Source organism: Stenotrophomonas sp. STEN225, assembly GCF_056756445.1.
This window is the reverse complement of sequence record NZ_JBRRBV010000018.1, coordinates 35,909-60,737: the sequence shown is the minus strand read 5'-3', so window position 1 is coordinate 60,737 and position 24,829 is coordinate 35,909. Positions and strand designations below refer to the sequence as shown.

The following is a 24,829-nucleotide window of genomic DNA, read 5'->3' as shown; positions in this document are numbered from 1 at the left end:
GTGAACCTTGCGTCGACGCAGGAGACGGCCTACCGCCGCGGACCCTACCGCAGCACGAAGCGCTCGATCGCGCGTGCCACGCCCTCGTCGGCATTGGTGGTGGTCTCGAAGCGCGCCACGGCCTTCACCGCATCGATCGCGTTGCCCATCGCCACGCTGGTGCCGGCGTACTGCAGCATGGTCAGGTCGTTCTCCTGGTCGCCGATGGCCATGACGTTGGCACGGTCGATCCCCAGGTGCTCCGCCAGTTTCTGCAGGCTGGGGCCCTTGCCTGCACGATGATCGAACACCTCCAGGAAGAACGGTGCGCTCTTCAGCACCGCGAAACGCTCGGTCAGCTCACTGGGCAACCGCGCAATGGCCGCATCCAGTACCTCCGGCTCATCAATCATCATCAGCTTGATGAAGGACATGGCCGGATCCATGTCGGCCACTCGGCGGTACGACAGCGGCATGCGCGAGAGGTGCGAGTCGGCCACCGTGTAATAGCTGATGTCCTGGTTGGGCGTGTACATGCGCTGGCTGTCCAGCGCCTGGAAGTGCACGCCCAGTTCGCGCGCCACCTGCTCGCAGAACAGGAAATCGTCAAAGCTGAGCGGGTACTCGACCACCGTTTCACGCGTGCCGATGCGCTGCACCAGGCCGCCGTTGCAGGCGATGCAGTAGTCGTCGTTGCCATCGATGCCCAGTTCGTGCAGGAACGGCGCCAGGCCGGGGACCGGGCGGCCGCTGGTCAGCACGATGTGCACGCCCAGCGCGCGCGCCTGCGCGATAGCCTGCTTGGCGCGTGCGGTGAGCGCGTGGGTGGGATCCAGCAGGGTGCCATCCATGTCGATGGCGACCAGTTCGACGGTCGATTGCCTGCGGCCCATGTCCATTGCGTTCAACTCATGCGGGGCACGCCAGTTTACCCCCTCATGCCCGGTTCACCTCTTTGCCCACGTTGGCCGGGATACTGCCAGAGCCTGTGCGTCCCACACCGCAGGACGGCCCGTTGACCGCCCTTCCCTGGAGAAGCTTGCGACGCATGACCTACCGTGCCCCCGAAACCAACGACAGCGCCCCCTTGGCCCAGCAGATCGAGCAGATGATCGACGAGCTGCCCGGTGACCAGGTCAGCGTCGGCACCTTGCTCGGCGCGCTGGGCGATGAAGGCCTGCTGCTGATCGTGATCCTGCTCTCGGCCATCTTCATCATTCCGGTGTCGATTCCCGGGCTGAGTACCGTATTCGGTGCCTCGATCCTGCTGATCGGCCTGAGCCGGGTGCGCAACCGCCCGCTGTGGGTGCCCCAGAAGCTGGCCCGTCGCGAGATCGCCACCGACAAGCTGAAGGCCAACCTTGGCCGCGCACTGAAGTGGGTGCACCGCATGGAGCGCCTGTCGCGACCGATGCGGCTGGCGGTGATGGTGCGCTCGAAGAGAATGATGCGCCTGAACAACCTGGCCCTGATCGTGGCCACGCTGTTACTGATGGCGCCGGCCGGGCCGATTCCCTTCAGCAACACGCTGCCGGCACTTGCCCTGATGTCCTTCGCCATCGGATTCATCCAGCGTGATGGCGCGGCGGTGGCGGCCGGCTATGCCTTCCTGGTCGCCACGGTTGCGTACTTCGGCGTGCTGCTGGGCGGCGTCGGGTTTGCGGCCGAATCGGTGTTCAGCGGGATCCGCAGCGGTACCACGGAGCTGTAGAGTCGAGCCCACGTTCGGCTGCTCTTCGACCTGTACGCGGAAACCCAGCGCTGCGCGCGTAGGCCGAGCATGGGCTCGGCCCTACAGAAGCCAGATCCAGAGCAGTCGAGCATGGCTGGACTCTGCAGAGCTACCTGGCCGACACACGCCACACCACATCGCCGACGTCGTCGGCCACCAGCAGGGCGCCCTCGCTGTCGATGGCCATGCCCACCGGTGCGCCCCTCAATGTCTTCTCGTCCTCCGAGGCAAAGCCACTGACCACGGTCTGCGGACGCCCCGTCGGCCTGCCATCCTTGAACGGCACATACACCACTTCATAGCCGCTCAGCGGAGAGCGGTCCCAGCTGCCATGTTCGCCGATGAAGGCGCCGCCGTGGTACTTCGCCGGCAGTGCCTGGCCGGTATAGAACAGCAGCCCCAACGGTGCCACGTGCGAACCGATGGCGTAGTCCGGGCGGATCGCTTTGGCCACCAGATCCGGCCGCTGCGGCTGCACACGCTCGTCCACATGCTGGCCGTAGTAGCTGTACGGCCAGCCGTAGAAACCATGTTCCTGTACCGAGGTGAGATAGTCCGGCACCAGGTCGGCACCGATCTCGTCACGCTCGTTCACCACTGCCCACAGCCTGCCGGTGCTGGGTTCCCAGTCCAGGCCGGTGGGGTTGCGCAGGCCGGAGGCATAGATGCGGCTGCCGCTAGTCGCCACGTCCACCTCCAGCACCACCGCGCGCCGGTACTCGATGGCCAGGCCGTTTTCGGTGATGTTGCTGTTGGAGCCCACGCCCACGTACAGCTTGCTGCCATCGCGGCTGGCCAGCAGATCCTTGGTCCAGTGGTGGTTGACGGTGCTGGGGAGGTCGGTGAATTCGCTGCCCTTGTCGGACATGCGCGTTTCGCCGGGCACGTAGTGGTACTTCATGATGTTGTCGGTGTTGGCGACGTACAGCGTGTCGCCGATCAGGGCGATGCCGAATGGCGAATGCAGGCCCTCGATGTAGACGTGCTGGGTCCATGTGGCAGTACCGGGCGCGCGCCGCAGCAGCGTGACCCGGTTGCCTCCCTTGCCGGCCTTGCCCGAGCGCGCCTTTACCTTGCCGGCAATCCATTGCTTGGGGGTGGTGACCGGCTCGGTGCCCGGACCGTTGCCTTCCACCACCAGCACATCGCCATTGGGCAGGGTCAGCAGGCGGCGAGGGTGCTGCAGGTTGGCAGCGATGCGCTCGATCTTCAGTCCGTCGGCCACCGACGGCGCCTGCCCATCGGCCCAGCCCACCCCGCGCGGTACCTGCATGGGCGGCATCAGGTAGTTCTCCGGCGCCGGCAGCGGCGGATGCGCACCGGATTGTTCGCTGGGGTGATATTCGGCTTTGCCGGCACACGCCGACAGGATTGCGGCCAGGACCAGCCCGCCTGCAGCAGGCACGATGCGATCAACCATGACGGCCTCCTTGCAGCACCGGCGGCTGCAGTGACAACAGGACATGGCCAAGACCGATCAGTGCAACGGTCAGCGCCGACAGGATCGTGCCGGGAACGGCCACCGCATACGCATCACGGCTGTGCACGAAGGCGTTCCAGATGGCCAGGGCGACCGCCACCAGATTGAGCAGGAAATCGAGGCGGTCGATGCGCGTGGCAGTGTTGCCCCGGCGCCAGACGGCGAACAGGTTGATCAGTCGCGGCACGATGGCGATGAGCAGGCCGAACGTGATCAGCCACGCCGCGGATTTGCCCCACATCACCTCGGCAGAGTTGAGGTAGATGGCATCGAAGATGAGGGCGCCGACGAAGAAGCCGAACGGGATCGGGTTCAACAGGCTGAACAGCGTCGTGCCAAGGCCACGATGGGCCTGGGCCAGCGGATTGACCATCGTCCTGCTCCATTGCGGGGAAGTGCAGGGGCCTTGGTAGCACAGTCGGTGGTGAAGGCGCGCGATGAGCCTTCGGTTCTGCGACGAGGCCAGGCTCGGCCTTACAACAGGAATGCGCAGTCGTCATTACCGCGGGGCATGAGTGTTTGTGACGCAATCGGCACATCTGCAGATTGCTGCCGTGAAGAGGTAGGGGGTTCTCAGTTGTGTCGCGTTTGGCTCGTTGCGATGGGGCAATTCCGTCCCGCCGTCCTGCCATGCCGATTCACAACAGAAGGATTCGTGTATGAAGCGACACACGCACCACTCCGCGCCACCGCGCTCCGCGCGGCTGGCCCTGGCCACTGCCCTGGTACTGGGCAGCCTGGCCGTGACCGCCCAGGCCCAGCAGGCCGATCCGTTGGCCGGGATCCAGTGGCATCTGCTCAACACCGGACAGGCCGTACAGGGCGACACGCGCCCGGTTGCCGGCAATGATCTGAACGTGGATGGGCTGTTCCGCAATGGCATCCGCGGCGAAGGGGTGATCATCGGCATCGTCGACGACGGCCTGCAGATCGCCCACCCGGACCTGGCCGCCAATGTGGCAGCCGTGGCGGGCAAGAACTTTGCCAACAACTCCAACAACCCCTCCCCTTCCGCTCCGGATGTGGACAATCACGGCACCATGGTCGGCGGCATTGCCGGCGCGGTGGGCGCCAACGGCGTGGGCGTGCGCGGCGTGGCCCCGGCGGCCACGCTGAAGGGCTTCAACGTACTGGCCTCCGATGCAAGCGGCAGCCAGACGGCCAACATCGAGTACTCGTGGTGGGACGGCGCCGAGGCCGCCGACGTGCAGGTGTTCAACAACAGCTGGGGCGCAGGCCCGGGCAACCCGAACCTGCCGTTCGCGTTCAGCGAGAACGATATCCGCGCGTACGAGCAGGCGCTGTCCGGCACGCGCGGCGGCAGCGGCGGCATCTACGTGAAGTCCGCCGGCAACAACTTCAACAACGCATCGATCAGCCAGACGCAGGATGTCTGCACCACCGACACCAAGAACCGCGGCACCGGCTGCGTGCCTGCCGGCCGCGACCCCCGCAACAATCTGTTCAATGTGATCACCGTGGGTGCGGTGCGCGCCGACGGCGTGCGTTCGTCCTATTCGTCCACCGGTGCCGCGCTGTGGGTGTCCGCATTCGGTGGCGAGTACGGCTGGCAGCGGCAGGTCGTCCCGGGCCAGCCTGCCGTCCGCTACGATCCGGCCATCGTCACCACCGATGTCACCGGCTGCGCGCAGGGCAGCAACAAGAACACGAGCCTGCGCAACACACTGGACGGCAATCAGTCCGCTGTCGACAGCACCTGCAATTACACCGCCAAGATGAACGGCACTTCGGCCTCGGCGCCGATGGTGTCGGGCGTCGCGGCGCTGGTGCTGGAAACCAATCCGAACCTGACGTACCGCGACGTGAAGTACATCCTGGCCACCACGGCGACCCGCAACCATCCCAACCAGCCTGCCGTGACACTCGCCGATGGACGCACGCTGGTGCCGGGCTGGACCGTCAACGCTGCAAACCGGGCCTACAGCAACTGGTACGGCTTCGGCGTGGTCAACGCGGCGCGCGCGGTGGAGGTCGCAGAGAACTTCCAGTCTCTGGGGCCGTTGGTGGACAGCGGATGGCGCAACACCACGCGCCGGGTCGCCATCGGCAACACCTCCGCTGCGGCAGCGCGGCTGACGGTGCAGCTGGCCAATGTCGCACGCAACGTCGAATCGGTGCAGCTGGGCTTTCGGGTGAATCACAGCAACACCCGCCAGCTGCAGTTCGTGCTGGTTTCACCCAGCGGTACGCGCAGCGTGGTGCAACCGGCGTTCACCTCGATCGGCTCCGGCCTGTCGGGTTCCGTGGCGATCCAGCGCAACTTCACCAGTTGGGACCTGCTGTCCAGCAACGCCTTCCTGGATGAGACCGGCAACGGCACCTGGACCCTGGAAGTGACCGACATGGGGCAGTCCGCGAACGCAGCGTCGCGCGGCAGCCTCGAATTCTTCAAGATCCGCGTTCTGGGGCACTGATGATGAAGACGACAATTCTGCTGACCACCCTCGCCGTCGCGGCGATCTCCTCTACCGCCTGGGCGCAGAGCTCGACCCAGGCCCCCACAGCCCGGAGCCTGTCTGCCGTGGACGCACAGGAACTGAAGGCCAGGGCCACGGGCCGCGCGTTCAACGTGGGCGCGACCCGCTTCCAGCTGGCGCCGTCGGCTACCGTGCAGCAGGCCAAGGGCGGTGAGTTCCGCATCACGCCCTCGACCGACGCACCGGCGCCCGCCACCGGTACCCGCAGCAAGCGCTCCACCGACGCCAGCAGCACCGGTGCCGCTGCACGTCTGGATGCTGGTGCCGGCAAGTTCGCCGCCGCCGTTTCAAGCGACGGCGCGCCGGTGGTGGCCACCTCCCGGGTAAAGGTCTTCTTCACCGATGCAGCCTCCGCACAGCGCGCGGCAACGGCCACCGGCGGCACCGTGGTGAAGGTGTCCAAGGCCTCCGGCCGTGCGATCGTCGAGTACCCATCGGTGAACGCCGCACTGGACGCGACCACACGACTGCTGTCGACCGCCGGCATCCGCGCCGCCGAGCCCGACGTCGTGCAGTGGGAAGAAACCAAGTAAGGCGGTAAAGCGTTGTGTGGTATCCCCGGCGGGCCGGCTCTCCCGGCCGGCCGGGGACTTTGCCGGAGTCGACCGGCGGCCCGGTTCTCTCCCCATGTCAGCCATCCACTGCGCAAGAACTGCTAAGCGCAGCGGCAGCCGATCCGCTACTGTGCCGGACAGTGCAGCGGGGATGGCGGGATGAGCGCGGCAGGCAAGGCGTTGTGGTACATCGAAACCCATGCGGGCCGTCCGCTGGCGTTGGCCGATATCGCGGCAGCCGCTGGCCTGTCGCCCTTCCATCTGTCGCGTCTGTTCCACGCGCGCACCGGCACGTCGGTGATGCGCTACCTGCGCGGCCGCCGCTTGAGCATGGCGGCGCAGCGGCTGGCCGACGGTGCCGACGAAATCCTGCCGGTGGCGATGGACGCCGGTTATTCCACGCATGCCGCGTTCACCCGTGCCTTCTGCGAGCAGTTCGGGCAGACCCCCGAACGGGTGCGCGAGTCCGGCACTGCGGATCTGGTCCTGGTGCAGGCGGCGCGCGTGGACGACATTCCCACCGCCTGCAGCGTGGCACCGCGCCTGCTCGACACGCCTTCGTTCCAGGTGGCCGGAATCGGCATGCGCCACACCCGCCACAGCAGTGGCGCCATCCCTGGCCAATGGGCGCAGCTCAACCGGGAGTGGCCCAAACCCGCACCGGTCAGTTTTGGTGTATGCCACGACAGCGATGACGACGGCGGATTCACCTACCTGGCCGCATTGCCCAGCGCCGCGCTGACCTCGATTCCAGCACATTGGCAGCGCCTGCAGATTCCCGCGCGCCGCTATCTGGTGGCCTGGCATGACGGCCACATCTCGTCCATCCGCGCCACCTGGTTCTGGTTGCTGGATCACTATCTGCCCACCTCCGGATTGAGTCTTGCCGCGGCGCCGGACCTGGAACGCTACGACGCCCGCTTCGACGAGCACAGCGGCAATGGCGGTGTGGAGATCTGGCTGCCCGTGGACCCCCACCCCTGATGAATGCAACACACTGAAAGGAGTCGTGCGATGCGCTTGATGCACCTGCTGCTGGGCCTGGTCCTGATTGCCCCCGCGTCGCTCGCCGGCGTCCCCGGCAGTGGCCTGGCCGGCGAACACCAGGCGGTGACCACCGTGGCCAGCGCTGCGGTACGCGACGCGCAGCAGCGCGATACGCTTCGCTACACCGTCTGGTATCCGGCTATGGCGGGCAGCAGCGAAGTGCCACTGCGTATCGGTCCGCCCAATGCACCGTTGTTCGTGGTGGGCCAGGCGGCGCCGGAGGCCGCCATTGCCGGTGGCCGCCTGCCGACCTTGCTGCTCTCGCATGGCAACGGCGGCAGCGCCCGCATGATGGGCTGGCTGGGCACCGCGTTGGCGCGCGCTGGTTATCTGGTGATCGCCGTCGACCATCCCGGCAACAACGGCGTGGATGAATTGACCCTGCAGGGCAGCATGCTGAGCTGGCTGCGTGCGGATGATCTGCGCGCCGCATTGGCCGCCGTGCAGGCCGATCCCAAGCTGGGGCCGCACGTGGATGCGCAGCGGATCGGTGTAATGGGCTTCTCGGCCGGAGGCTACACGGCCCTGCTGGCGGCGGGGGCGCGACCGGACCTGCGGCGGTTGCGTGATTTCTGCGAAGCCCATCCGGATGACGGTGTGTGCCAGCCACAGAGCGAGGCGCCGTCGCACACCCTGGAGGCTCGCAAGGCCGCGGCGGCGGCGGCGCATCTGGCGCCGTGGATGGCCCGCGCCGATGATGCCCGCCCGGTCCCGGGTGTGCGCGCCGTGTTCCTGATGGCACCGGCGATCATGCAGGCGTTCCCGCCCCAGCAGTTGCAGGCGCTGCGGCAACCGGTGTCGATCATCCAGGGCGCGGCGGACACGGTCGCTCCTGCAGCCACCAACGCGGAGGTCGCCAAGGCGTCCATCACGGAGGCGAGACTGGATGTCCTGCCCGGTGTCGGCCACTACGACTTCCTGTCCGAATGCACGCCGCTGGGCCAGCAGCGACTGCCCGCCCTGTGCAGCAGCCAGACGCCAAGAGCGCAGACGCATGCACGCACCGTGGCGGAGGCGCAGCGGTTTTTCGAGGCCGCCCTTAAGCCGCGACCATAGCGCTTCGCGACGCCCGGTTGCACGGATGAAGACGCCGCGCGAAGGCCCGTGCCACTACACTGTCAGCGCACGCTTCGAGGCGGAGAGACCATGCGTCTGTTGCATCTCACCCTGCCGGTATCCGACGTCACCGGGGTGGCGGCCTATTTCCGCGATGTGTTGCAGCTGCCGGTCAGCGGCAACCGCATCCACATCGGCTGGAGCACGATCGAGCTGCGGCTGGCCGAGGACGTCGCGGTCGGCGGCGTGCACCTGGCCTTCAACGTGCCGGACAACCGTTTCGCGGCCGCCATGACCTGGCTGCGCGAGCGTACGCCGCTGCAGCGCAACCCGGCAGGACTGGACTACTTCGCGCTGGAAAGCAGCTGGCAATCGCAGTCGGTGTACTTCACCGGCCCGGATGGACTGATCCTGGAGCTGATCGGCCGGCGCCGGCTTCCCTGCAGTCCGCAGGAGGGCGCCTTCCATGGCAGTGAGATGACCTGCCTGAGCGAAGTCGGTCTGCCCAGCCACGATGTCGATTCGGTGCGCCTGCAGGCCGCCGGGCGCTTCGGCCTGCAACCGATCAGCGCGCCCTCGGCCCAGTTCGCACCGATGGGCGATGACGAGGGCCTGCTGATCGTCGTTGCCGCCGACCGGCGCTGGTTCCCCGAACAGAAGGACCTGCCCAACGCACGGGGATTGCAGGTGCTGATGGGAGATGTACCCGCGGGCGAGCTGCGGGATGCGGAATTGGGCTGGGAGATACGCGCCGTACCGCATCGGCGGGGCTGAACGGGCCGTGTGCCGTGCAGGAACCTACAATGGCGTTCCCTCCCGTTGCCGGACCCTCCATGCGCCGCATCCTGCTGTTGTTCGCCCTGTTGTTGCCCGCTGCCGCGGCGACGGCCGTGGATCTCCAGGAGGGCGACCTGCTGTTCGTCACCGCAGGGCAAAGTGGCCTGAGCGCTGCCATCGATGACGCGACCGGTACTCAGGCTCATCCCGGTTTCGATCATGTGGGTCTGGTGGCCGCCACGACGCAGGGCTGGGAAGTGCTGCATGCGGACGAGAAGGGCTCGCGCCGGCAGACGTTGGCTACGTTCCAGCAGGAGGCGCGCGCCCGGCTGCGGCAGATCGTGGTCTACCGCCTGCGCGCACCGCACAACGCTGCCATCGGCGACGCCGTCGCCACCGCGCGTACCCTGCTTGGAAGGCCCTACAACGCCTCCTACGTGCCGAACGATGACAGCTACTACTGCTCGGACTTCATCGAACGTGCCTTCCGTGCCCACCATGTATTCGCGCTGCAGCCGATGAACTTCCGCAATCCGCAGACCGGGAAGATCGCCCGGCATTGGATCGACCTCTACCGCAGCATGGGCATGGACGTACCGCAGGGCGTACCGGGTACCAATCCCAACGACATGTCGGCGGCGCCCGTGCTGGAGCGGATCGGCACACTGGAATGAGAAGCCCCGCACAAGGCGGGGCTTCAGGCGATGCTGGACAGGGACGCGAGGGTCACTCTTCCTCGTCCTGCCCGCCCTGCTGCTGGTTGCGCTGGCCGCGCTGCTGCTGTTCCTGCTGCTGTTGCTGCTGCTGATCGCGACCGCGCCCTTGCTGATCCTGCTGATCCTGCTGCTTCTGGTTCTGCTGGTTCTGCTGGTTCTGATTGTGCTGGCCCATTGCGGTGTCTCCAGTGCCACTCGCGGAATGCGGTGGTTGCGGCCATCGTCTGCAGCGGTGGGTTAACCATGCGTTGTGACGCAGCTACAGAAATGTGCATGCGCGTGAATGAACCGGCGTGGCCCCTTGTGCCGCAAGCGGCTGAAGGATTCATGCGGGTTCGGCATGTGCTCATGCCCGCAGAGGCTGTGACCCATTCAGCGGCGCCCGCCCGGCCCGGCCGCGCAGCGGGCGCAGCACCTCATGGCATCACAGGCGGCACGTAATCCAGCGTCATGCCCAGCAACCACAGCAGGCCCAGCACCAGCGGGATGTGCACCAGCAGCTGGATGAAGGTGAAGCCGACGATGTCGCGGGCCTTCAGGCCCAGCACGCCCAGCAGCGGCAGCATCCAGAACGGATTGATCAGGTTCGGCAGTGCTTCGGCGGCGTTGTACACCTGCACAGCCCAGCCCAGGTGCGCCTTCAGTTCGTTGGCCGCCTGCATCACGTATGGTGCTTCGATGATCCACTTGCCGCCGCCGGAGGGAACGAAGAAGCCCAGGACGGCCGAGTACACGCCCATCACCAGAGCGAACGTATCGGTGCTGGCGATGTGCACGAACAGGCTGGACAGCCGGTGCGCCAGCGTCTGCCCATCGGCGCCGGCCGCGTGGGTGAGGATCATCGCGATGCCGCCATACAGCGGGAACTGGATCAGCACACCGGTCGTGCTGGGCACCGCCTTGGCCACAGCGTTGAGGAAGCTGCGCGGGCGCCAGTGCAGCAGCAGGCCGAGCGAGATGAACAGGAAGTTGTAGGTATTGAGGTTGGCGATTGCGGTCACCACCGGCTTGTTGGCGAACTCGTTGAACAGCCATCCGAAGGCCAGCAACGAGAGCAGCACGGTCAGCAGTAGGCTGTATTCGAGCCATTCGCCGGGGCGCGTGCGGCGCTGCAGCGGCTCAGGCTCGGCCTGCGCCGCACCGGGAAACGATTCAGCGGTGCGCGCACTGCCAGCCGCCGGTGCGGTCAACCAGGCAATCAGCAGTGACACCAGGATCAACGCCGCGGTCAGCACGATCGACTGCCACAGGAAGATGGTTTCAGTGAAGGGCAGTACGCCGGTGATCTCCACCAGCCCCGGCGGCATGCTGGCCGGGTTCGCCTGCAGCTGCGCAGCCGAAGAACTCAGGCCCATCGCCCAGACCGCGCCCAGGCCGAGGTAGGCGGAGGCACCCGCTGCGCGGTAGTCCATGCGCAGATCGGTCCGGCGCGCCAATGCACGCACCAGCAGACCGCCGAACACCAGCGAGAAGCCCCAGCTGAGCAGCGAAGCCAGCATGCTGACCAGGCCTACATAGACCACTGCACCGCGCCCCGTGCGCGGCACCCGCGCCAGCAGTTCGATGAAGCGCGCCACCACAGGCGCGGTGGCCACGGCATAACCGCCGATCACCACGAAGGCCATCTGCATGGTGAACGGAATCAGGCTCCAGAAGCCATCGCCAAAGGCACTGGCCGTGGTCTGCGGCGTGGAACCGAAGCCGATGGCTGCCAGGGCGACGATGACCACGCCCAGCACCGCGAACACGTAGGCATCAGGGAACCACTTTTCCGCCCAGGAGGCCGAGCGCAGCGCTGCGCGCGCCATCCAGCCATCCTGCACTGCTGCCGTCGAGGCCATCACCTACCCTCCCAGGTTCGATGGCTCGATTCTCGGCCTCGCGGCGGGGACTGTCAGTCGCCTATTGGTCGTAGGAGGGTATCGCGCCCCTTCCCGGCGGCGCCTGTCAGCGCAGCGCCAGATCCAGCGCGATACCGGCGAACAGCGCCGCGCCGACCCAGTTGTTGTGCAGGAACGCCTTGAAGCATGGCCCCCGCTCGCGGTTGCGGCAGATCCAGAATTCGTACACCACCAGCGCCGCAGCCACCGCCAGGCCGGACAGGTACCAGCTCCCCAGGCCGGCGCGCACACCGACCAGCGCCATGGTCGCCAGGAACAGGGCGTAGAGCACCCCTTGGATCACCAGATCCAGGTCCCCGAACAGGATCGCCGTGGAGCGCGAGCCCATCTTCAGGTCGTCCTCGCGGTCGACCATGGCGTACCAGGTGTCATACGCGGTCGACCAGAGGATGTTGCCGGCGTACAGCAGCCAGCCCAGCAGCGGCACTTCGCCCTGCACCGCCGCGAATGCCATGGGAATACCCCAGCCGAACGACATGCCCAGATAGACCTGCGGCAGGTGCGTATAACGCTTCAGGTAGGGATAGCTGGCGGCCAGGAACACGCCGATGAAGCTCATGCCGATGGTCAGCCCGTTCAGGGTCAGCACCAGTCCGAATGCCACCAGCATCAGTACCGCGAACAGCACCAGCGCGGCACGGCCACTGATCGCCCCCGTCGCCAGCGGACGGGCCTTGGTGCGCTCCACATGCGGGTCGAGCCAGCGATCGGCGTAGTCATTGATGACACACCCCGCCGAGCGGGTCAGCCAGACACCCGCGGTGAACACGAACAGGGTCCACAGCGGTGGCATGCCGCCTGCCGCCAGCCACAGCGCCCACCATGTGGGCCACAGCAGCAGCAACGTGCCGATCGGACGATCCGCGCGCATCAGACTCCAGTAATGCCGCCAGCGCGGCGTCGCCGGCGAATGCGGCGAAGTGAGGGGGGTATCAGCCATGGCGATAGGATACTCCTGGACGACGACGCGGCGTGGGGGAAGGTTGCGAACCCCGGCCGTCAGGCCCCGGCCATCATCCATGTAGTAGCATTGCGACCCCCATGTCACGTCATCTGCGCGCAAGGCCACACCTGCCCGCTGATGCAGGAAAGGAAACCCACATGAAAATTGCCGTGGTCGGTACCGGTTACGTTGGCCTGTCTAACGCTGTTCTGCTGGCACAGAACCATGAGGTCATCGCGCTGGATATCGACGCAGATCGCGTTGCGCGCATCAACGCTGGCAAGTCTCCAATCGAAGACGCGGAGATCGAGGCATTTCTCGCGCGGGGCGGCCTGAATCTGAAGGCCACGTTGGATCGCAAGGAGGCCTATGAGGACGCACGGTTCGTCATCATCGCGACGCCCACCGACTATGACCCCCTCACCAATTACTTCAATACCCGCTCCGTTGAATCGGTACTGCGGGATGTGCAGCAGATCAATCCGGATGCGCTTGTCGTGGTCAAGTCCACCGTCCCGGTAGGCTGCACTGAACAGCTGAGGGAACGTTTCGGTACACAGAATGTCATTTTCTCTCCGGAGTTTCTGCGCGAGGGAAAGGCCCTGTACGACAACCTTCATCCCAGCCGCATCATTGTGGGTGAACGTTCAGAGCGTGCGTTGGAGTTCGCTGAGCTTCTCAGGGAGGGAGCCATCCGCAAGGACGTGCCCACAGTGTTCACAGGTTCCACGGAAGCCGAAGCGATCAAGCTGTTCGCCAACACCTACCTGGCCATGCGCGTTGCCTACTTCAACGAGCTGGACACATATGCGGCGGTGCATGGACTCGATACCCGACAGATCATCGACGGCGTCAGCCTCGATCCGCGTATCGGCAACCATTACAACAACCCATCCTTCGGCTACGGCGGCTACTGTCTTCCGAAAGACACGAAACAGCTGCTGGCAAACTACAGCAACGTGCCGCAGAACCTGATCCACGCCATCGTGGAAGCGAACCGTACCCGCAAGGACTTCATTGCCGACGACGTGATCGCGCGCTCACCGAAGGTGGTGGGCATCTATCGCCTCGTCATGAAATCCGGATCGGATAATTTCCGTGCCTCCGCCATCCAGGGCGTGATGAAGCGCATCAAGGCCAAGGGTATAGAGGTCATCGTCCACGAGCCCGTACTACAGACCCCGCACTTCTATAACTCCCGGGTCATCAACGACTTGGAGCGATTCAAGTCGGAAGCTGACCTGATTCTGGCCAACCGGCTGTCCGCCGAGCTTGAGGATGTCTCCGACAAGGTCTACACCCGGGATCTGTTCGGAAACGACTGATCCGGCGTGATGCCGGAACAGCCAATAAAAAGGCCCGGTACGCCAACGCGTACCGGGCCTTCTTGCTTCAACCCGAATGGAAAGGATCAGGCCTTCCCATCCGACTTGTATTCGTAATAGCCGTAACTGTAGTACCCGGTCGCGCGCTTCTCCACTGCGTTGAAGATCGCGCCCTTGATCTGCACGCCGTTCTGTTCAAAGCGCTGCAGGGTCAGCTCGATCTCCTTCGCCTGGTTGACGCCGAACCGGGTCACCAGCAGGCTCGAACCGGCATGGGTGGCTACCAGCGCCGGATCGGTTACGGCGAGGATCGGCGGCGTATCGACGATCACCAGATCGTACCTGCCCGCCAGATCGTTCAGCATCTGCGCGAATCGCGGATGCATAAGCAGTTCAGCCGGATTCGGCGGGATATCACCGCGCACCATGTAGTGCATGGAATCCACGCCCGGAACTGGCTGAATTGCCTCGTCCACTGCCAGCTTGCCACCCAGGATGTCCGACAGGCCCTTCTGATGGGAGACGCCGAGAATCTTGTGGAGCGTACCCTTTCGCATGTCGGCGTCGATCACGAGCACGCGTTGCCCGGCCTGAGCGATGACCGCTGCCAGATTGGCTGACACAAAGGTCTTGCCTACGCCAGGACGAGGACCAGAGATGGCAAGAATGTTGTTCTTCGCCTCCAGCATTGCAAAGTGCAGGCTGGTACGCAGGCTGCGCAGGGCTTCGACCGTGGGGTCGGCCGGTGCGGTCACCGCAAGCAGGTGCTGACGGCCATCCGCGATCATGCGGGTGCCATGCTTGCCCTTGCGAAGCTTCGGCAGCGTACTGGATACGCTCAGCGGAATGGCTGCGTACACCGGCAGGCCGAGCGCTTCGATGTCGGAGGGATCCTCGATTCCCGGGTTCAGCATGCGCTGAAGAAACACGAACGCCGTCGCCAGGAAGGCGCCAAGAAGCGTGGCGATCGCAACGATGAGCGCCTTGCGCGGCTTCACGGGATTAGCGATGTCCACCGCGGCCGGATCCACGATCCGGACATTACCGACGGCCCCCGCACGGGCAACGTCCAGCTGCTGCGCTTGGTTCAGCAGCGCCGTGTAAAGCTCGTTGCTGACCTGCAGATCACGCGTAAGCCGCAGCAGCTCCTGCTGCGTATCCGGCAACTGCCCGACCTGGCGCTGGAAGCCGGACTTGCGACCCTCGAGTTCTCCAAGCTGCTTCAACAGCGCGCGATATGCAGGATGCTCGCGCGTGAAGCTGCGGTCCATCTCGGCCTGCTTCAGACGAAGCTGCTGGATGCTGGCCTCCACCGCCACTTCCTGCTCCAGCAGGCCCTTGGTCTGCATGGTGATGTCGACCGCATTGGAGCGCGACTGATACTCGCTCATCGCGGACTGCGCCTGCTCCACCTGGCGGCGGATCGTCGGCAGCTGATCTTTCACGAATTGAAGCTGGGAGGCCGCTTCCGCCGAACTACGATCCACGTTCTGACGTACATAGGCGTCGGCGATCTGCTGAACCAGATTCTCAGCGACACGAGGATCTTCGGACTCGTAGACCAGCTGGAGAATGCCGGAATCCTTGCCCTGCTCAGTGGCCCTGACATCCTCCTGCAATGCGGCGACGACATCGAATCTACGCTGCTTGGTGATCTCAAAGCGCATGCCAGGGTTGGCATGCAGCGCAGCTACTTCCAGCTCAACGCCCTTGCCGGAAGCGGGCTTGCCCACAGCTCCCTTCAGCAGTTCCTCGCCGTCCTCGTCGTACAGTACGTAACTGCCAGTCGACTCCCCAGCCTCCAGAAGCAGCGTGGTGTCCAGAAGAGCAGCGGGAACCTGCAGGCGATGAACGTCCAGGCTTTCCCCCCCCCATCCGTAGCGGGACATGCCCAGCCAAGGAGAGGCGACCTGCCCATCCGACTCCGGGGTGAAGCGCCTGGAGATGAAGCCACCGATCAACGGGAATCGAACCGGCTTGACCTGGATGTCCAGCTGCAGCTGATCGACAGCGGAACCAATCACGGTCCGGGAGGTGAGCAGCGCAACTTCGGTGGTCGCCGCAGTGCTGCCGCCACCGCCGAGGGAAGCCAGATCGGACAGTCCGGGAATGGTCGGCATCTTTGACTCGACCTGCACCAGCGCCTGTGCCTGATACACCGGCGCCATAAGCATTGCGCACGCGACGCCTATGGCCAGGAACAGCGCTGTAGGCCCCAGAATCCACCATTTGCGGTCGATGAGCAGACCCACGATCTCCCGAAGATCGATCTCGTCATCCTTGACCACTCGTGACTCTGATTGCTTTCTCATCGCTTCCATCGTGAAATTCGAAGAACAGGCTGTGGGCGTCAAGACGCCGGGCACCATCGCCCGGCCATCGCGCAAACCAGTGCAGCTTTTGCCGCACAAACTGAATTGGCGAAGTTGACAAACAGCGGATTAGCATACCAGAAACGGTCATCAAACTGCCGCATGGTGCCTCGACAGGGACGAAAGCGGCTCCTGTTCAGCTGCAAGCGCTCCGCAGGCCTTGGATCAGGTCACGAACTCCGGGTAGCATGCTGGGTTGCCCTGGTAAGGGGCCTTGGAAGGGCATCGCCCTCGACACTTGCAAGGATGCAGACATGAACCATTCCGCGACTCCGCTGAAGTCTGGCAGTGGGCTGATTCCAGCCGAGAACAAGCCTCACCCGCCTGCCCTGCATCGGGCGGGCCCCGGATCGATCGAACCTTCGCCCAAGGTTCAGGCCCCCTATGCGGGTCAAGTATGACGGAGCCGTTCAGTCACGGGGAGCCCGCCGCAGACCCAATCGACCACGGTCCTCTAAGATGCTGAAAGAGGCGATACCCGTGACCTGCCTGGTAACAACTGAAATAAACCTATGAAGCCTGACACCCCTGCGCCGCTGTTCTCGGTCGTCATTCCGGTCAAGAACCGGTCGGAACTGCTGACACGTGCTCTGATATCGCTTCGCAATCAGACCTTCGACAACTTCGAGGTCATTGTCGTCGACGATCATTCCGATGAGGACATTGCCGCCGTGGCAGCGCGCTTCACCGATGTTCGCCTGCAGCTTGTCAGGCAGACCAGCGACAGGAAGGGAGCATGTGCAGCCCGGAACCTTGGAGGCTCTCTCGCTCAAGGCAGTTACATCGCATATCTGGACAGCGATGACATCTTCCTTCCCGACAAGCTGCAGACGATCGCAGATCAAATAGCGGTCAGCCAGCCCGGCGTCATCGCCTCACGGCTGCTGGTATATCGTGGCGATGACCGCATGCAGCTGCGACCGAGCCGCGCTCCCGGCGATGACGAAGAGATCAGCGAGTTTTACTTCGTTCACGATGAGCGCATCCAGTCCTCCAGCATCGTCGTGCGACGCGATGTGGCGCTGGCGACGAAGTGGAATGATGCACTGCGCAAGGTGCAGGATCCGGATTTCTTCATTCGCGCGCGTCGCGCGTCCGGCACATTGCTGTTCATCGACCGCCCGCTCGCCGTGCTCTTCGATGACCAGGCAGATGCCCGGATCTCCAGTTCGAGCGCCGAAGAGAACATCCGAGCCTGGCTTGGCTCTCCAATGTGCCCGCTGACTCCCAGGGCCCGCTCAGGCTTCGTGCTCTATGCGCTGTCCCACGAAGTTGCCAAGCGGAGCAAGATACGTGCTCTTTCCATCATTCTCCGCAACTGCGGCGCGGTCCATCCGAAAACCGTACTCAAGAGTATCTACAGGACCGTAGCCCCGGAGTGGCTGTTCAAGAAAACTGCCCTGGCCGTCGCCGCGCGCGGCGATGGTGCTCGCCACGCACACAACTATGCGTACATCCATGCCCTGACTGAGCAGGCAACATCCCCGGCGGAGCAGCGATGATGCCCAGAACCTTGGGATTCATGAGCGTCAAGACGCAGTTCGACAACCTCGGAGACGCCTTGATCAACAAGGAACTGGCTGCGCTGGTCGCTGCACGGGTGCCCTTGACGATCGACCTCACACGTTCACCGAAGAGCTTCCACGCAACCATGGGCGTCGAGCAGCTTTCCAATACACGGCTGATCACTTCTGGTCGCGGCAGGATGCTGCTGGACATGGCGAAGCAGGCGATCGCAGGAAATCGGTGCTACTTTTTCCTCAACCCCGGCGGCCTTGGCGGCGGCGTTGGCGACAACACGAGGGCGTTCGTATCCTCTCTGGTCTACAACTGCATACTGTTAGCCCTGCGCTGTCTTGGCGTGCGCGTATGTCTGGTTGGCGTCTCGTTCGAGCCGATGACGTGGCGTGAGCGGCTGGTGACACGCATAAGGCGCAGGATCTGCCATGCGTTCGTGGTTCGGGATGAGGTCAGCGCACGCTACCTTGAGCGAATCGGAATTCCAGCTGACGACGTTGTTCCCGACCTCTCATTCAATCTTTACCAGCAGCCAGCGACGGAGGCGACCTCGAAGCAGATCGCCAGCGCCTTCAGCTTTCGCACTGATCGCGGCCTTTCCACTGCACGGCTTGCGGAGTGGGCAGAACGCATCATCGCCGAAGGCGCCTCGGACAATCACCATGCGGTGATCTCACAGGTCGGGCGTGACTCGCGCGGCATGCGGGAGCTCCATTCCCGGCTGTGCCAGCGCTTCGGCGAAGAGCGTATTTCGCTGATCGAAACCGATTCCAGCCTGGAGACAGCCTGTCACTGGTATTCCATGACGGAGCGTGTCTATTCCAATCGCTTGCACGTCCTGCTTCTCGCCGCGAATGCCGGAGCCCGCCCGGTCGCGGTACTACCCGGCGGGAACCACGGCAAGGTGAGCGCGCTGTTTGCCGACCTTGGCCTTTCAACCAATGTGGTCGACATGCAGGGGGGCACGATCGAGTCCGCGCATGATCTTTCCTGGGCACAGGGCCTTGCGGAACGCGAACGACTTGATTCCTACTTTGATCGTCTTCTTCTGGAACGGGAGAGCCGGCCGACGGCTTCCCACGGAACCGCACTGCACGCATGAATAGCGCTCAGCATCAATTCCGGGCGACCGCAGACATACGGGTCCCCAACATCTCGGTGTTCTTTTTCGTCCTGGGCGCGTTGTGTCTTGACCTGAACCTTCCGCGTTTCGAGGGCATCAAAACCGGCAACCTGGCGATGATTGTTCTGATGGGGCTGTCGATCTTCGCTACGGCACTGGCCAACGGCTGGCGCATCCCCAGCCCGTCCATCAGATCATCCAACCGGCTGCTCCTTGTCTATCTCGTACTGGTTGCCGTAAGTGCTGCATGGTCGCCCTCGGCTACCGATACGATCTTCCAGCTCACGCTGCTTTCGATCATCTTCCTCACGACTAGCATCATCGCTGCGGCGCCAGTTGAACTCGTTGTCCGTCACGTGGTTATGCTCGGTTCGATCACAGCCGTTCTATCGCTGCTGATAATCCCCGTCGATCGTAGCCTCGCCTTCCAGCCATTCACGTCAGGCGAGCGGCCAGAGCTCCGCGGAGTTTTCGAGCACCAACTCCGCCTGGGCCTGTTCATGGGGTGTGCGCTGGGACTGGCCGTACTGGCCTGGCTGAACGGCGATATGCGCAAGGTTCTCCCGCAGCGCTGGTTGCTGTTCCTCGCAGCACCACTGATGCTCGGCGTCTTCTACCTCGCGTACGCCCGCCTGTATTCCGTATTCGTCGTTGCGTCACTGCTGCTGACTGTGTCCTTCTCCATGCGCAAGCCGATGCGCTGGCTGGTGACCGCAACGGCGCTGGGCGCCATCGCGCTGGCACTCACGTTCCAGGCGAACATCGAATCCACACTGGCTGATGCCGGCGTTGACACCAGCCTGACCGGACGCACGACGATCTGGATGAAGAGCATCAACGAAGCGCTCCTATCCCCGTGGAAGGGTTACGGCTTCGGCTCGTTCGACAACGCAGCCTTTGACTACATGTGGCCTGGCTTCTATCGACCGCCGCACCCCCACAACAGCTTTCTGCAGGCGTTCTTTGAAACCGGATACATCGGCATGGCACTCGTGATCCTCCTGGCGCTGAGCCATCTGGTTGTCTCGGGTCGCCGGGATCCGGTACGTCCCTACTCCTACACCTTCTTCATGGTCGTCACCATGGTCCTGGGCAGTCTTACCGGCGCCAACTACGCGTCCAAGCCGGTCACGCTGTATTGCCTTGTCACGCTGATGATCTCGATGGCCATCAGTTCGCGCGAGAGATCAGTTCTGAAGTGAATACCCAAATGAAGCCGCGGCGCGTGTTCAACATCCCGATAGATCTCATGACCCTGGAGCAGGCGGCTTCGACGATCGCGTCCGAATGCCTGTCAACAGATGAAATGAAGTACGTCGTAACCCCGAACATCGACCATGTCGTGATCCTGCGGACCGACCACGAGTTTGGCGACGCCTACGAAGGAGCAGCCCACGTGCTCGCTGACGGTTGGCCGGTGGTGATGGCCAGCCGTCTACTCCGTCACCCTGTTCCCGAGCGGGTCGCCGGCAGCGATCTGGTTCCTGCAGTCCTGGCCCACGCACATAGCGCGGCACTGCCGCTTTCCGTTTTCATCTTGGGCGGTATGAACGATGTGCCGCAGCGGGCAGCCGAGCATATCCGCCACAACTACCCGACCTTGAGCGTGGTGGGTGCGTACAGCCCTCCGTTTGGATTCGAGAAGGATGCTGCGCAATCTGATCGGATCGTCGCCATGATCAATGAGTCCGGCGCCAACTTCGTCGTGCTTGGCCTTGGTTCACCAAAGCAGGAGAAGTGGATCCATCGGCATGCCAGCCTGCTGCGCCCGGGCATGGCGATCTGCGCCGGCGCTACGGTCGACTTCATGGCGGGCAATGTGAAACGGGCGCCAGCATGGATGTCGAAGTCGGGCCTGGAATGGCTGTACCGGCTGGCATCGGATCCGCGCCGGCTTTTCCGGCGCTACGCCAAGGATGCGGTCATCTTCCCACTCTCATTCATGCAGGAAGCCTGGCGCTTCTATCTTCGTGGCAATTGATAGGCGCGGACCGGCCTGGACCTCATTCGATGAACACTCAGATCTTCATTAACAACCTGAAGTACCTCAAGCGAAGGCTGAAGGAAGCGCCGGAGTTGGCGCGACAGGCTCTCGCGCACGCCCGCGGCCCGATGCGTGACTGGAGCAAGGCCCCCCTTAGAGTCGACAGCCCATCCAGGCCCTACCGACCGCAGGAGAGTGCGGTACCGGTGTCGACGGTTAGTCCTGACTCCGGTCATTACATGACCACCTTCTTTGACGTTGACCCGTTCTCTCCGAGCGGCCGCTTCCTTGCCGTGACACAGGTTCCGTTCATCGAGCGCATCCCCATTCCGGGCGACAAGGCACGTGTGTGCGTGATTGACCTGGTCGAAGGCGGGTGCGAGGTCGTGCACGAGACCTTGGGCTGGGGGGCGCAGCTCGGCGCGAACGTGCAGTGGGGCAGCAGCGATGACATCCTGTACTGCAACGACGTCGTCGAAGGACGAGCCACGGGCGTGCGCATCGAACGCGCCCAACGGAAGGTCGTCCCTCTGGATGGACCCGTCTATGGTCTCTCCCCAGACCGACGGTACTCCTATGCTCCCGACATCGAATATGTGAACGCGATCATCCCGGGCTATGGCGTAGCCGATCCGCTGACCGGAAAGAAGCGGCAGACAACGCCCCTGAGTTCGACGGAAGGCATCTGGCGGACCGACCTTGTGACCGGGGAACGGAAGCTTCTGGTGAGCTTGAGGGACATCGTTGAATGCCTGCCGGATCAATCAGAGCTGGCAGGCAGCACGTACTATGTGTTTAACGTCAAGGTCAATCCCACCAACACGAAACTCTTTGCCGTGCTCTTCTGCACCGGCGTACGCCTCCGCGGCGGAACGCCGGTTCAGCTGGTGACCATGAATCTGGATGGCTCCAACATCAAGCTCGCCATGCCGGATGCGCTATGGCGGGTCGGGGGCCATCATCCCAACTGGACTCCGGACGGCGAGCACATCCTGATGAACCTTCGCCCGAAAGGTAAGCCGATGGCGTTCGTGCGCTTCAAGGCCGATGGCACCTGCCTGGAAACCGTCGCTCCGGGCCACAAGGGCAGCGGGCACCCAAGCCTGGACCCTTCCGGGCGGTTCCTGGTGACCGACTCTTATGTGTCGGAGGGATTCAGAAACTCCCAGAACGATATACCGCTGCGCCTCATTGACCTTGAAACAAACAAGGAACAGGCGCTCTGCTGGATTCATACCAAGAACCTCAACGGTCCTCGGCGTATAGATCCGCATCCGGTGTGGTCCAGCGATGGCACCCGCATTGCCTTCAACGGGATCGTGGACGGATTCCGACAGGTCCTGATTGCCGACACCCGACAGATTACCCGCGCTCATGGCTAAGCGAGCGCTCGATACACTTGCGACGATCGTCACGCGTTTTGGAGCGAAATCGGTCAATCTTCTGGTTTTTCTGATCGTCGCCAGGCAGCTCTCCCTGGCGGAGATGGCTGCCTACGGATTCATTTTCTCGACGACGCTCATATACTCGACCATTCTCGACCTGGGCACCCGCAATTCTCTTGCCGTGTTCATCGGCAAGGAACCTGCGCTCACGCACGACTATACCCGCAGCGGATTCTTCCTGTGGCTGGTCCTTTCAGTGCTGGGTGTGCCGGCGGCGTATCTGACCCTGCGCGCGTCCGATCTGGGGATGGACCCGGCCCAACTTGCCGCTCCGTTCTCGATCCTTCTGGCGGCCATGCTCTATTTGCGCATGATGCAGGGAACCCCCCTCGGAACCGGCGACATCAAGTTGTTCAACCGGTCGGAGCTGGCATCCAGAATAGCGTTGCTGATCGGCACTGTCCTGCTCCTCGTCATCCCCGGTGCATTCACGCTCCTTGGCGCAGTATGGGCCCTGGCAATATCCCAGGTTGCCGCTGCACTCTATCTCTTCGCAAAGCAGCTGCCAGCAATCCGCGTTCCATCCGGCAAGAGCACTGCGACCGCGCTGGCTTGGAAACTGGTCAGCCGGGGCTTCCTGTTCATGCTCTCAGTGCTGCTGATGAACGCGGCCAAGCGGGTCTCGTTCCTGGTTGTCAGCCACACCTCCGCAAGTGATGATGCAGGTACGTTCTTCGCCCTGCAGCGGTTGACCGAGATCATCACCGAAGTGGGCATGGCCATTGCGGTAGTGGCATTCTCATACAGCGTCCGCTCATCCAGCACCAAGGAGGCCGTCGACAGCAGCGCAGCCATGCTTCGCACCTCCATGCTGCTGTTCACCGTAGTATCCGTGGCCATGATCGCCACGGCGGATGTGTCGGTCCCGCTGCTGCTGGGTTCACAGTTCTCCGCAGATGGCTGGCTGTTCGTGCTCCTGGTCGCTGCAACGCTCAGTGGTGCACCCTGGACGATCCTGTTCCCCAGTCTCTCGGTGGTTCTGTCCCCGTTCCGTGTTTTCCTGCTGATGCTTCCGGGAGTTATGCTCAACATCGTTACCGCCAAGCCGCTGACGGAGGCCTATGGCCTGAACGGTGCGGCGATTTCCATGTTGATCTCGAACGTTGTACTAACGCTCTCCTTCCTTCTCGTATACCGGGTCGCTTTCTCCGTTCCCATTCACCGATTCCTGATCATCAACCGTGATGACCTGGCCGGAATGCGCGCTCTGATGGAGAAACTCAGAATGAGGTTACGTCGATGATGATTTCCGCCAGCATTCCTGCCCTTGCCAATGCACGCAGGTCGAACACCCTCTGGACCCGGCTCTGTTCAATGCTGTTTGCGCTGCTGCTGCTCGCCAGCGTGGGCGAGGGACATGCCGCAGGATCCGCGTGTCCGAAGATGCCCCAGATGTCCCCGGAGATGGGAATCATCTCGCGCTACTACGGCCCGTCGGTTGACGCGACGTTCTCCACGATGAACCCCAAAGCGGTGGCGGAGCAGAAGCCGGTCCGTACGCGAATCGGCGGGCCCGTGGTGGCGCTGAACCGATTGGCGGCCCAGTATGCGGAGGCTGAGTCTGCGGGTCGTGCCCAGGTCGGAGAGTGCATCACAAACCTGGTCCATGAAATGGCTCGCACAGACTATCTGGGAGAACCGCGCAGCCGGGAAGACAGATACTTCCGTGACTGGCTGATGGTCGCCGTGCTGGCCAACCTGCTGGGCCTTGATGAAGCACAGCTGGAGGGTGTCCTCGATTCACCGACCAGGGCGTGGATCAAACAAGCGGCGGATGCATCAAACGCATTCTTTCAATCCCAGCCAGTCGATAACCACTATTACTGGAGCGGTCTCTCCCTCGTACTTTCAGCGGCCGTGCTGAAGGATCGATCCATTGAAGAAGCCGGCCAGCGCGTGCTCTCACGTGGGCTTGCGCAGGTGACCCAGCAGGGCCTGCTCCCTGCCGAGGTTGCCCGGGGCAAGCGCGCAACCCATTACCATCTCTTTGCGGCCATCCCGCTCGCAGCCATGCAGCAGGTCGCGGGGAACAGTGAACAGGTCGCGCCGCTCTCGCGCCTGACCCGTACGCTCCTTGTCGATCTCCGCGATGGCACTGGCGGGCCCATAGCGAAGGTCGCAGGCCCGCAGCTTCCGAGCGAATCGCTGCCTGGCCTTCCTCTGTTGGCGAACTACCTGTCGAACGACCCGGAACTGAGGAACGCCTATCAGGCAATCATCGCGAAGCAGTCCGACCACTTCTTCTTCCTGGGCGGAAGCGTGAAGCGCTTCGAGTCGGCGCTTGAGAAGAGCAGGCAGCGTTTGCGGGCAAGGGAAGCCGGGTAGTGCCGCCCTCGCAGCCCTGACGGGTCGGCCCCTGCTTTGCTGGACTTCCGAAAA

The 24,829-nt window shown here is 63.7% G+C and carries 22 protein-coding genes; 15 read left to right on the top strand and 7 right to left on the bottom strand.

What is annotated here, in order from left to right; genetic code table 11:
* Positions 1–44 precede the first annotated feature (44 nt).
* A complete protein-coding gene (yidA, locus tag ACVOJ1_RS16150; protein WP_197600263.1) occupies positions 45–878 on the bottom strand; it encodes a sugar-phosphatase in 834 nt (277 codons plus the stop codon).
* A gap of 149 nt (positions 879–1,027) precedes the next feature.
* On the opposite strand from yidA, the gene ACVOJ1_RS16145 reads away from it, so the two are divergent.
* Complete coding sequence (locus tag ACVOJ1_RS16145; protein WP_111187236.1) at positions 1,028–1,690, top strand: exopolysaccharide biosynthesis protein; 663 nt, start codon at positions 1,028–1,030, stop codon at positions 1,688–1,690.
* Between the two features lie 130 nt (positions 1,691–1,820).
* Here the strand turns inward: ACVOJ1_RS16145 and ACVOJ1_RS16140 are convergent, their stop codons facing one another.
* Positions 1,821–3,131, bottom strand: coding sequence for a PQQ-dependent sugar dehydrogenase (locus ACVOJ1_RS16140; RefSeq protein WP_053518151.1), 1,311 nt, complete (start codon positions 3,129–3,131; stop codon positions 1,821–1,823).
* A complete protein-coding gene (locus ACVOJ1_RS16135; RefSeq protein WP_053518153.1) occupies positions 3,124–3,564 on the bottom strand; it encodes a DUF2231 domain-containing protein in 441 nt (146 codons plus the stop codon). Before ACVOJ1_RS16135 ends, ACVOJ1_RS16140 begins: the two co-directional genes overlap by 8 nt.
* Positions 3,565–3,850: 286 nt before the next feature.
* On the opposite strand from ACVOJ1_RS16135, the gene ACVOJ1_RS16130 reads away from it, so the two are divergent.
* From ACVOJ1_RS16130 to ACVOJ1_RS16105, 6 genes are all read left to right on the top strand, one after another.
* Positions 3,851–5,626: a S8 family serine peptidase gene (locus ACVOJ1_RS16130; protein ID WP_065181491.1), complete on the top strand. Its 1,776-nt coding sequence runs from the start codon at positions 3,851–3,853 to the stop codon at positions 5,624–5,626.
* Positions 5,626–6,222, top strand: coding sequence for a S8 family serine peptidase (locus tag ACVOJ1_RS16125; RefSeq protein WP_053518156.1), 597 nt, complete (start codon positions 5,626–5,628; stop codon positions 6,220–6,222). Before ACVOJ1_RS16130 ends, ACVOJ1_RS16125 begins: the two co-directional genes overlap by 1 nt.
* A gap of 180 nt (positions 6,223–6,402) precedes the next feature.
* Positions 6,403–7,227 (top strand): AraC family transcriptional regulator, encoded by an 825-nt coding sequence (locus ACVOJ1_RS16120; protein WP_065174337.1) that lies wholly within the window; start codon positions 6,403–6,405, stop codon positions 7,225–7,227.
* 30 nt (positions 7,228–7,257) lie between these two features.
* On the top strand, positions 7,258–8,346 hold the full coding sequence (locus ACVOJ1_RS16115) for an alpha/beta hydrolase family protein (protein WP_346480641.1): 1,089 nt from the start codon (positions 7,258–7,260) through the stop codon (positions 8,344–8,346).
* A gap of 90 nt (positions 8,347–8,436) precedes the next feature.
* On the top strand, positions 8,437–9,120 hold the full coding sequence (locus ACVOJ1_RS16110; RefSeq protein ID WP_346480640.1) for a VOC family protein: 684 nt from the start codon (positions 8,437–8,439) through the stop codon (positions 9,118–9,120).
* Positions 9,121–9,179: 59 nt separating this feature from the next.
* Positions 9,180–9,797, top strand: coding sequence for a YiiX/YebB-like N1pC/P60 family cysteine hydrolase (locus tag ACVOJ1_RS16105; RefSeq protein ID WP_065181487.1), 618 nt, complete (start codon positions 9,180–9,182; stop codon positions 9,795–9,797).
* A gap of 52 nt (positions 9,798–9,849) precedes the next feature.
* Here the strand turns inward: ACVOJ1_RS16105 and ACVOJ1_RS16100 are convergent, their stop codons facing one another.
* From ACVOJ1_RS16100 to ubiA, 3 genes are all read right to left on the bottom strand, one after another.
* Positions 9,850–10,014: a hypothetical protein gene (locus tag ACVOJ1_RS16100; protein ID WP_180875603.1), complete on the bottom strand. Its 165-nt coding sequence runs from the start codon at positions 10,012–10,014 to the stop codon at positions 9,850–9,852.
* A gap of 241 nt (positions 10,015–10,255) precedes the next feature.
* Complete coding sequence (locus ACVOJ1_RS16095) at positions 10,256–11,680, bottom strand: short-chain fatty acid transporter (RefSeq protein ID WP_346480639.1); 1,425 nt, start codon at positions 11,678–11,680, stop codon at positions 10,256–10,258.
* A gap of 106 nt (positions 11,681–11,786) precedes the next feature.
* Positions 11,787–12,680, bottom strand: coding sequence for a 4-hydroxybenzoate octaprenyltransferase (gene ubiA / locus ACVOJ1_RS16090; RefSeq protein WP_128988370.1), 894 nt, complete (start codon positions 12,678–12,680; stop codon positions 11,787–11,789).
* Positions 12,681–12,841: 161 nt separating this feature from the next.
* Here ubiA and ACVOJ1_RS16085 point away from each other — a divergent pair, with 161 nt between their 5' ends.
* Positions 12,842–14,008 carry a nucleotide sugar dehydrogenase gene (locus ACVOJ1_RS16085; RefSeq protein ID WP_253119204.1) on the top strand — a complete coding sequence of 389 codons (1,167 nt, stop codon included), beginning with the start codon at positions 12,842–12,844 and terminating at the stop codon, positions 14,006–14,008.
* An 86-nt stretch (positions 14,009–14,094) separates the two neighbouring features.
* Here ACVOJ1_RS16085 and ACVOJ1_RS16080 read toward each other — a convergent pair whose 3' ends face one another.
* Positions 14,095–16,320 (bottom strand): polysaccharide biosynthesis tyrosine autokinase, encoded by a 2,226-nt coding sequence (locus ACVOJ1_RS16080; protein WP_346480647.1) that lies wholly within the window; start codon positions 16,318–16,320, stop codon positions 14,095–14,097.
* Positions 16,321–16,892: 572 nt separating this feature from the next.
* On the opposite strand from ACVOJ1_RS16080, the gene ACVOJ1_RS16075 reads away from it, so the two are divergent.
* From ACVOJ1_RS16075 to ACVOJ1_RS16045, 7 genes are read left to right on the top strand one after another with little or no spacing between them, the layout of a single operon-like run.
* Entirely contained in the window at positions 16,893–17,882 is a 990-nt protein-coding gene (locus ACVOJ1_RS16075) for a glycosyltransferase family 2 protein (RefSeq protein ID WP_253119176.1), read from the top strand.
* A 20-nt stretch (positions 17,883–17,902) separates the two neighbouring features.
* Positions 17,903–19,000, top strand: a complete 1,098-nt coding sequence (locus ACVOJ1_RS16070; protein WP_346480638.1) for a polysaccharide pyruvyl transferase family protein — start codon at positions 17,903–17,905, stop codon at positions 18,998–19,000.
* The gene (locus ACVOJ1_RS16065) at positions 18,997–20,223 is read left to right on the top strand and encodes an O-antigen ligase family protein (protein ID WP_346480637.1); all 1,227 of its coding nucleotides are present in this window, start codon (positions 18,997–18,999) and stop codon (positions 20,221–20,223) included. Before ACVOJ1_RS16070 ends, ACVOJ1_RS16065 begins: the two co-directional genes overlap by 4 nt.
* Positions 20,220–21,002, top strand: a complete 783-nt coding sequence (locus ACVOJ1_RS16060; protein WP_346480636.1) for a WecB/TagA/CpsF family glycosyltransferase — start codon at positions 20,220–20,222, stop codon at positions 21,000–21,002. The genes ACVOJ1_RS16065 and ACVOJ1_RS16060 overlap by 4 nt, the downstream gene beginning before the upstream one ends.
* 29 nt (positions 21,003–21,031) lie before the next feature.
* Positions 21,032–22,387, top strand: a complete 1,356-nt coding sequence (locus ACVOJ1_RS16055; protein WP_346480635.1) for a TolB family protein — start codon at positions 21,032–21,034, stop codon at positions 22,385–22,387.
* Positions 22,380–23,693 carry an MATE family efflux transporter gene (locus ACVOJ1_RS16050; protein ID WP_346480634.1) on the top strand — a complete coding sequence of 438 codons (1,314 nt, stop codon included), beginning with the start codon at positions 22,380–22,382 and terminating at the stop codon, positions 23,691–23,693. Before ACVOJ1_RS16055 ends, ACVOJ1_RS16050 begins: the two co-directional genes overlap by 8 nt.
* Positions 23,690–24,775 carry an alginate lyase family protein gene (locus ACVOJ1_RS16045; protein WP_346480633.1) on the top strand — a complete coding sequence of 362 codons (1,086 nt, stop codon included), beginning with the start codon at positions 23,690–23,692 and terminating at the stop codon, positions 24,773–24,775. The genes ACVOJ1_RS16050 and ACVOJ1_RS16045 overlap by 4 nt, the downstream gene beginning before the upstream one ends.
* Positions 24,776–24,829 lie beyond the last annotated feature (54 nt).

Coding starts and splice junctions, on each gene's coding strand:
- ACVOJ1_RS16145 (WP_111187236.1), top strand. CDS start 1,028: ATGACCTACCGTGCCCCCGAAACCAACGACAGCGCCCCCTTGGCCCAG.
- ACVOJ1_RS16050 (WP_346480634.1), top strand. CDS start 22,380: ATGGCTAAGCGAGCGCTCGATACACTTGCGACGATCGTCACGCGTTTT.
- ACVOJ1_RS16115 (WP_346480641.1), top strand. CDS start 7,258: ATGCGCTTGATGCACCTGCTGCTGGGCCTGGTCCTGATTGCCCCCGCG.
- ACVOJ1_RS16045 (WP_346480633.1), top strand. CDS start 23,690: ATGATGATTTCCGCCAGCATTCCTGCCCTTGCCAATGCACGCAGGTCG.
- ACVOJ1_RS16055 (WP_346480635.1), top strand. CDS start 21,032: ATGAACACTCAGATCTTCATTAACAACCTGAAGTACCTCAAGCGAAGG.
- ACVOJ1_RS16140 (WP_053518151.1), bottom strand. CDS start 3,131: ATGGTTGATCGCATCGTGCCTGCTGCAGGCGGGCTGGTCCTGGCCGCA.
- yidA (WP_197600263.1), bottom strand. CDS start 878: ATGGACATGGGCCGCAGGCAATCGACCGTCGAACTGGTCGCCATCGAC.
- ACVOJ1_RS16135 (WP_053518153.1), bottom strand. CDS start 3,564: ATGGTCAATCCGCTGGCCCAGGCCCATCGTGGCCTTGGCACGACGCTG.
- ubiA (WP_128988370.1), bottom strand. CDS start 12,680: ATGGCTGATACCCCCCTCACTTCGCCGCATTCGCCGGCGACGCCGCGC.
- ACVOJ1_RS16085 (WP_253119204.1), top strand. CDS start 12,842: ATGAAAATTGCCGTGGTCGGTACCGGTTACGTTGGCCTGTCTAACGCT.
- ACVOJ1_RS16120 (WP_065174337.1), top strand. CDS start 6,403: ATGAGCGCGGCAGGCAAGGCGTTGTGGTACATCGAAACCCATGCGGGC.
- ACVOJ1_RS16100 (WP_180875603.1), bottom strand. CDS start 10,014: ATGGGCCAGCACAATCAGAACCAGCAGAACCAGCAGAACCAGAAGCAG.
- ACVOJ1_RS16095 (WP_346480639.1), bottom strand. CDS start 11,680: ATGGCCTCGACGGCAGCAGTGCAGGATGGCTGGATGGCGCGCGCAGCG.
- ACVOJ1_RS16075 (WP_253119176.1), top strand. CDS start 16,893: ATGAAGCCTGACACCCCTGCGCCGCTGTTCTCGGTCGTCATTCCGGTC.
- ACVOJ1_RS16125 (WP_053518156.1), top strand. CDS start 5,626: ATGATGAAGACGACAATTCTGCTGACCACCCTCGCCGTCGCGGCGATC.
- ACVOJ1_RS16105 (WP_065181487.1), top strand. CDS start 9,180: ATGCGCCGCATCCTGCTGTTGTTCGCCCTGTTGTTGCCCGCTGCCGCG.
- ACVOJ1_RS16110 (WP_346480640.1), top strand. CDS start 8,437: ATGCGTCTGTTGCATCTCACCCTGCCGGTATCCGACGTCACCGGGGTG.
- ACVOJ1_RS16065 (WP_346480637.1), top strand. CDS start 18,997: ATGAATAGCGCTCAGCATCAATTCCGGGCGACCGCAGACATACGGGTC.
- ACVOJ1_RS16070 (WP_346480638.1), top strand. CDS start 17,903: ATGAGCGTCAAGACGCAGTTCGACAACCTCGGAGACGCCTTGATCAAC.
- ACVOJ1_RS16130 (WP_065181491.1), top strand. CDS start 3,851: ATGAAGCGACACACGCACCACTCCGCGCCACCGCGCTCCGCGCGGCTG.
- ACVOJ1_RS16080 (WP_346480647.1), bottom strand. CDS start 16,320: ATGAGAAAGCAATCAGAGTCACGAGTGGTCAAGGATGACGAGATCGAT.